At 40.3% G+C, this 6,303-nt stretch carries 7 protein-coding genes and 1 tRNA gene; 6 read left to right on the plus strand and 2 right to left on the minus strand.

Going from position 1 to position 6,303, the window contains the following annotated elements; translation table 11 throughout:
* Positions 1-9: 9 nt before the first annotated feature.
* The 3 genes from Q0037_RS09455 to Q0037_RS09465 are packed head-to-tail and all read left to right on the plus strand — an operon-like array spanning position 10 to position 2,643.
* Positions 10-1,359, plus strand: a complete 1,350-nt coding sequence (locus Q0037_RS09455; protein WP_367274090.1) for a Y-family DNA polymerase — start codon at positions 10-12, stop codon at positions 1,357-1,359.
* Complete coding sequence (locus tag Q0037_RS09460) at positions 1,350-1,787, plus strand: LexA family transcriptional regulator (protein WP_297517515.1); 438 nt, start codon at positions 1,350-1,352, stop codon at positions 1,785-1,787. The genes Q0037_RS09455 and Q0037_RS09460 overlap by 10 nt, the downstream gene beginning before the upstream one ends.
* 10 nt (positions 1,788-1,797) lie before the next feature.
* Complete coding sequence (locus Q0037_RS09465) at positions 1,798-2,643, plus strand: endonuclease/exonuclease/phosphatase family protein (protein ID WP_297517517.1); 846 nt, start codon at positions 1,798-1,800, stop codon at positions 2,641-2,643.
* Between the two features lie 80 nt (positions 2,644-2,723).
* Here Q0037_RS09465 and Q0037_RS09470 read toward each other — a convergent pair.
* Positions 2,724-2,803, minus strand: a tRNA-Leu gene (locus Q0037_RS09470).
* Positions 2,804-2,960: 157 nt separating this feature from the next.
* On the opposite strand from Q0037_RS09470, the gene Q0037_RS09475 reads away from it, so the two are divergent.
* The 3 genes from Q0037_RS09475 (at position 2,961) to pth (ending at position 5,242) form a co-directional block, all read left to right on the plus strand.
* Positions 2,961-3,902, plus strand: coding sequence for a ribose-phosphate pyrophosphokinase (locus Q0037_RS09475; RefSeq protein ID WP_297517519.1), 942 nt, complete (start codon positions 2,961-2,963; stop codon positions 3,900-3,902).
* Positions 3,903-3,922: 20 nt separating this feature from the next.
* Positions 3,923-4,531 carry a 50S ribosomal protein L25/general stress protein Ctc gene (locus Q0037_RS09480; protein WP_297517521.1) on the plus strand — a complete coding sequence of 203 codons (609 nt, stop codon included), beginning with the start codon at positions 3,923-3,925 and terminating at the stop codon, positions 4,529-4,531.
* A gap of 87 nt (positions 4,532-4,618) precedes the next feature.
* Complete coding sequence (gene pth / locus Q0037_RS09485) at positions 4,619-5,242, plus strand: aminoacyl-tRNA hydrolase (RefSeq protein WP_297517523.1); 624 nt, start codon at positions 4,619-4,621, stop codon at positions 5,240-5,242.
* A gap of 52 nt (positions 5,243-5,294) precedes the next feature.
* Here the strand turns inward: pth and Q0037_RS09490 are convergent.
* The coding region (locus Q0037_RS09490) for a T9SS type A sorting domain-containing protein (protein ID WP_297517525.1) at positions 5,295-6,303 on the minus strand (1,009 nt) is incomplete at its 5' end.

A 6,303-nucleotide genomic window follows, 5' to 3' on the forward strand; every position in this document is an offset into this window, starting at 1 on the left:
TCCCAACGGATGGCCTTTTTTTATGAACAATGGCGAATTTTAACGCTTGTTCTTTCCCGTCATTTTCATCCGATTCGCTACTTTTATACCATGTATGCGTTAGTCGATTGCAATAATTTTTATGCCTCCTGTGAACGGGTGTTCCAACCGCAATTGGTAGGAAAACCCATTGTGGTGCTGTCCAACAATGACGGTTGTGTCATTGCGCGGAGTTATGAAGCAAAAGACTTGGGAATTCCCATGGGTGCGCCCGAATTTGAATGCCGCCCACTGATCAGAAAACACGGCATCCATGTCTTTTCATCCAATTATGCACTGTATGGAGACATGAGTAGTCGCGTAATGAAAATTTTAGAGGGGTTTACACCTCATGTTGAAGTCTACAGTATCGACGAAGCCTTCCTGAATTTTGACGGCATGCACGCTATCAACTGGCAGGATTATGGAATTCAAATGCGAAAGCGCGTCTTGAAATGGTTGAGTATTCCCATTTCTGTTGGCTTTGCGCCCTCTAAAGCCTTGGCTAAAATTGCTAATAAAATTGCCAAAAAATTCCCTGAACACACCCAAGGCTCGTATGTCATCGACAGCGAAGAAAAACGAATCAAAGCGTTAAAATGGACGGCCATAGAGGACGTTTGGGGCATCGGTTTTCGATTGACAAAAAAAATGAAAGCACGCCAGATTCATACGGCTTACGATTTCACACTGCCACAACATGAGTCCTACATTCAAAAAGAAATGGGTGTGGTTGGGAACCGTTTGCGTTTGGAATTGTTGGGTCAGTCGGTGCTGGAACTCGAAGAGCCTAAAGATAAAAAACACATCGCTGTAACCCGAAGTTTTGAAGGCCGCATCAGTAGCCTCGACGAATTGAAAGAGCGAGTATCGACTTTTGCGTCGATTTGTGGTGAAAAGTTACGAAAACAACAATCCGACTGCCAAGTAGTTACCGTGTATTTGCGCAAAGATAAATTTCATAATCCCGATAACGGACGGTATAATTTTTATGCACAAGAAACCTTACCGTTTCCTACCCATTCGAGTATTACGCTCAGTCAAACCGCTACCCGTATGATTGCACAGCTGTTTCGCGAAGGTGAAGAATACAAAAAAACAGGCGTGATTGTATCATCAATTACCCCACAAAACCAAAAGCAGTTCAATTTGTTTCAAGATGAAAATCCAAAACACGAAGCGCTGATGAGAGTAATGGATGCCTATTTCAAAAAAACGGGAGAGCGAAAAATCCGCTTGGGAATGCACGATTTGAATCGTACGTGGAAGATGAAGCAAAACCATTTGTCGCCCAAATTCACCACCAATATTAACGATATCATTACGGTACAATGTCGCTAGAAAACGCTAAACTCACTTTTTTCATCCCCGATTTAAGTCCGAAGGAAGGACTCCCCTATTTCTCAGGCGGAATCAAAGCGGGGTTTCCTTCACCGGCGGCCGACTTTGATGAAGCAAAAATCAGTTTGGACAACGTATTAGTGCGCAACCGCGAGGCAACCTTCTACGCGAAAGCTTCTGGAAATTCAATGATTGGTGCCGGAATAGACGATGGCGATATCATGGTCATTGACCGTAGTTTGGAACCCGTTCATAACAAAATTGCCGTATGCTGTATTGACGGGGAATTTACGGTAAAACGCATTCGAAAAGAAAAAAATGCCGTGTATTTAATGCCTGAAAATCCCCACTATCCTCCCATTTTAATCACAGAAGAAAATGAACTGATTATTTGGGGTATAGTAACCTATGTCATTAAAAGTGTGTAAAAAGAGTAGGATGTGGAAAAAAAGTAACTTCTATGTAGGCATTCTTGCGTTACTTATGCTTGCAAAAGGATGGGCACAATCCGAGAAATTTTCGGTGATGACTTACAACATCCGACTCGATGTAGCCTCTGATGGTGTAAACCGATGGGACAATCGAAAAATCCCACTTTTGCATCAAATCAACACCATACATCCCGATGTGTTGGGCGTACAAGAAGCACTTCCCCATCAAGTGATAGAATTGCAAAAAGGCATGCCCGATTATCAAAAAGTGGGCGTAGGTAGGGAAGAAAATCAAACAGGAGAAGCCAGTTGTGTATTCATAAAAACCAGTCGTTTTATGATTAAAGATAGCGGGACGTTCTGGTTATCGAGTACCCCTGAAAAAATTTCACGCGGTTGGGATGCCGCTTGCAATCGCGTCTGTAGCTTTGTGCATCTTGAAGACCGCTTGACTGGAAAAAAATGCTGGGTATTCAATACGCATTGGGATCATGTTGGAGAACAAGCACGAACAGAAAGCTTAGTACTTATCTTAGCACAAATTGCCGTTCGAAATCCCAAGAATGAACCCGTAATCCTTATGGGCGATTTTAATACCACTCCTGAACATCCTCGTTTGAAGTTGCTAAAAGAGGATTGGGTAAATAGTTATACCGCTATGAATCCCGATAGTAAGCTAGGGACATTCAATGGATTTCATACTGACAAACCCGAAAACAACTACATTGATTACATTTGGGTTTCTCGCCAATATTTTAAAATCCATTCTAGTCAAATTCTATCAGAAAAACCTAATCATCAATGGCTATCTGACCATTATCCTGTAGTAAGTATTGTTGAAATAAAACTATAGTCTAAATGGGGTAGATCACAAATCTTTCACCGCTTTTTTCGCTAAAATAAAAAAGCTCCAAACGAAGGTTTGAAGCTTTGTACCCGGAGTGGGAATCGAACCCACACTCCTAAGAACACGAGTTTGAGTCGTGCGCGTCTACCAATTCCGCCATCCGGGCATGGATTTAGTGTTTTTGTGGGTGCAAATGTACATAAAAATTGAAATAAACAAGAAAAAAATACTGAAAAATATAGGCCTTCAGTCAGATTTTATTTCTAAATTTGCACCTCAATAAACACAACACACACTAACTCACTACTAAACAACCGATTAAAATGTCACATCAAGAACCGGAAGCAAAGATATTTGCGTGTTCCCAAAGTGTCCACCTTGCCGAGCAAATCGCCAAACATTACGGGGTGCCGCTGGGTAAAGTTACGTTCTCAAAATTTAGTGATGGTGAATTTCAGCCGTCCTTTGAAGAATCCATTCGTGGATTACGGGTTTTCATTGTCTGTTCGACATTTCCTTCGGCCGATAATTTAATGGAATTGCTGTTGATGATTGATGCTGCCAAGCGCGCTTCAGCCCGACACATTACCCCTGTAATCCCTTATTTTGGGTATGCACGTCAAGATCGTAAAGACAAACCTCGTGTTCCCATCGGAGCCAAATTGATTGCTAAATTATTGGAAACTGCTGGGGCGACGCGGATTATGACCATGGACTTGCACGCGGATCAAATTCAAGGATTTTTTGAAAAACCAGTAGATCACTTGTTTGCCTCTACGATTTTCTTGCCCTACGTGAAAAGTTTGAATCTAGAAAATCTTACCATTGCATCGCCTGATATGGGAGGTTCAAAACGAGCGTATGCCTATTCCAAGTTCTTGACCTCCGACGTAGTGGTTTGTTACAAACAACGAAAAGCGGCCAATGTTATTGAAACGATGGAACTGATTGGTGAAGTAAAAGGGCGCAATGTGATTCTTGTAGACGACATGATTGACACAGGAGGAACCTTAGCAAAAGCGGCCGACTTGATGATTGAACGAGGCGCTTTAAGTGTTCGAGCTATTTGTACCCATGCAATACTATCGGGAGATGCGTATGAAAAAATTGAAAAATCACAGCTTAGCGAGCTCATCGTTACCGATTCCATTCCGCTGAAAAAGGGATCGCCAAAAATTAAAGTGGTCAGTTGTGCGCCACTGTTTGCCGAAGTAATGCAGATGGTGCAACACAACAACTCCATTAGCGGAAAATTTTTAATGTAAATAATTAATAAATCTAAATAATGAAGTCAATTTCAATCAAAGGATCTGAAAGAGAAAGCGTAGGCAAAAAGGCAACTAAGGCCGTACGTGATGCTGGAATGGTTCCTTGCGTAATCTACGGAGGAGAACAACCAGTACACTTTCAAGCAGAAAGCAAAGCTTTCAAAAGTTTAGTTTACACTCCAGATGCGCACACTGTTGCGATTGATTTAGGAGGTAAGGTGTATAACGCTATCCTACAGGATATTCAATTCCACCCAGTTTCTGATGCTATCTTACACATTGATTTTTATCAATTAAATGAAGACAAAGAAATCATCATGGAGGTTCCTGTAAAAATCACAGGTACTTCACCCGGGGTATTATTAGGAGGTGTTTTGAACTTAAACCTACGTCGTTTAAAAGTAAAAGCATTACCAAAAAACCTTCCTGATTATGTGTATGCAGATATTTCTGAATTGCAAATGGGGAACAAATTGTATGTAACCAAATTAGGAAGTGACAATTACAAATTAATGCACCCAGACAATACGGTTGTTTGTCAAGTGAAGATTTCACGTGCGGCGATGAAAGCAGCTCAAGAAGCAGCAAAAGCCGAAAAAGCAGCAGCCAAAGGAAAGAAAAAATAATCTTTTCCATAAGGATTACCAAAAGCATCGGACAATTCCGGTGCTTTTTTTTTGAAGACCTACGGCATTTGAAGTACTTTTGCACTCATGGTTCGGTTTCTTTCCCTATTTCGTAAAACACCAAATTCTGAAAATACAACACCTATGAAGAAATATCTAATAGTAGGCTTAGGCAATATTGGCGCTGATTACGTGAATACCCGACACAACATTGGATTTAAAGTAGTGGATTTTTTCGCAAAACAAGAAAACGAGTCTTTTCAAACCGTAAAATTAGGAGACCTGGCCGAGTGTAAAATCAAAGGGAAAACTGTGTTTTTGTTGAAGCCCAATACCTATATGAATTTGAGCGGTAAAGCCGTTAAGTATTGGATGGATAAAGAAAATATTCCCGCTGAAAATGTATTGATTATTACCGATGATTTGAATTTGCCTTTTGGAACCGTACGAATTAAAGCCAAAGGAAGTGATGGTGGCCATAATGGTTTAAAAAACATTCAAGCCGTTCTTTCAACCACTGAATACCCACGGTTTCGATTTGGCATCAGCGATCAATTTAAAAAAGGACAACAAGTGAATTATGTGTTGGGCGAATGGGATGAAAGTGAAAATGAAGCCCTACCCGAACGATTGGCGCTTTGCCGAGAGGCGATTGCCTCTTTTGTACTCGCAGGATTGGCCACCACGATGAATACATTTAACGGAAAGTAAATCCATAAAAAAAAGCTCCCGAGGGAGCTTTTCATATTTTAAAGAAAATAAATTATCGAATTACGATTTTACGTACTTCTTTATTGGATCCATTCATCACAGTAACTAAATATACCCCTGTTTGCACAGTGCCTAAATCAACTGTTTCATTAAATGCACCATTAGCAGTATATTGACGTTGGAAAACGGATCTTCCTTGCATATCATACACACTAATTTCAACATCATTAACCGTAGGATTGAAGTTTACATTGAAAACCCCATTGTTTGGATTTGGCGCTATAGTAAACGAATCCAATCCAAAACTTTCCGTAAGTAACGTAACTTGTTGTGTACAGATTTCGATAGACCACGAGTTCAAAGTTCCATTATCACCCGTAAATGTATCATACACACGGAATGTCCATGTTCCTTGCGGATTTTGACCATTAAATGCTGTTAAACTTTCTCCTGGCGCCACATTTTGAAGGGTAGTTCCTCCAGCCGTACAGTTTATAGCAGCACCTCCATTAGTAAATTTTAAATTCAAAGAACCGTTTGTATTTCCACAACTTCTGTTAAACATTTTTACAAAAGTAGTTGGGTTTGCGGGACTACTAATGTCTGTGATTACATCGGACAAATAAGTGTGAGTTATATTATTAAATACATTCACACTACTAATTGAACCTGTAATCGGTACATTAACGGTTCCTATTTGATTCGCTGGAAAACCAGCAGCAGTTACAATAGGTAAAGAGGTTCCTGTATAGGTATTACAAGTAGTAGTAACACTAAATCCAACAGAAAAATTATTACTGTTCACATTAAAGAAAATATTGTTGCTTGCTTTTACCATTAAACGGCAACTTAAAGCGGGAGTTGAGGGCATAATCACATCTGCTGCACCATCATTGGTCGTACCCGCTAATAATGTAGTCCAAGTGGCCCCATTATCCGTTGTAATCAAAATATCAACGTTGGCTCCACCAGTAATTGTATTGGTGTTATTCACGGTCCAAGTTACTGATTGTGTAGATCCCAAAGTATAGGAAATATCAGCTGTATTTTGTGATGTTACA

The sequence above is a fragment of the Flavobacterium sp. genome (assembly GCF_027482425.1).
Classification (GTDB): domain Bacteria; phylum Bacteroidota; class Bacteroidia; order Flavobacteriales; family Flavobacteriaceae; genus Flavobacterium.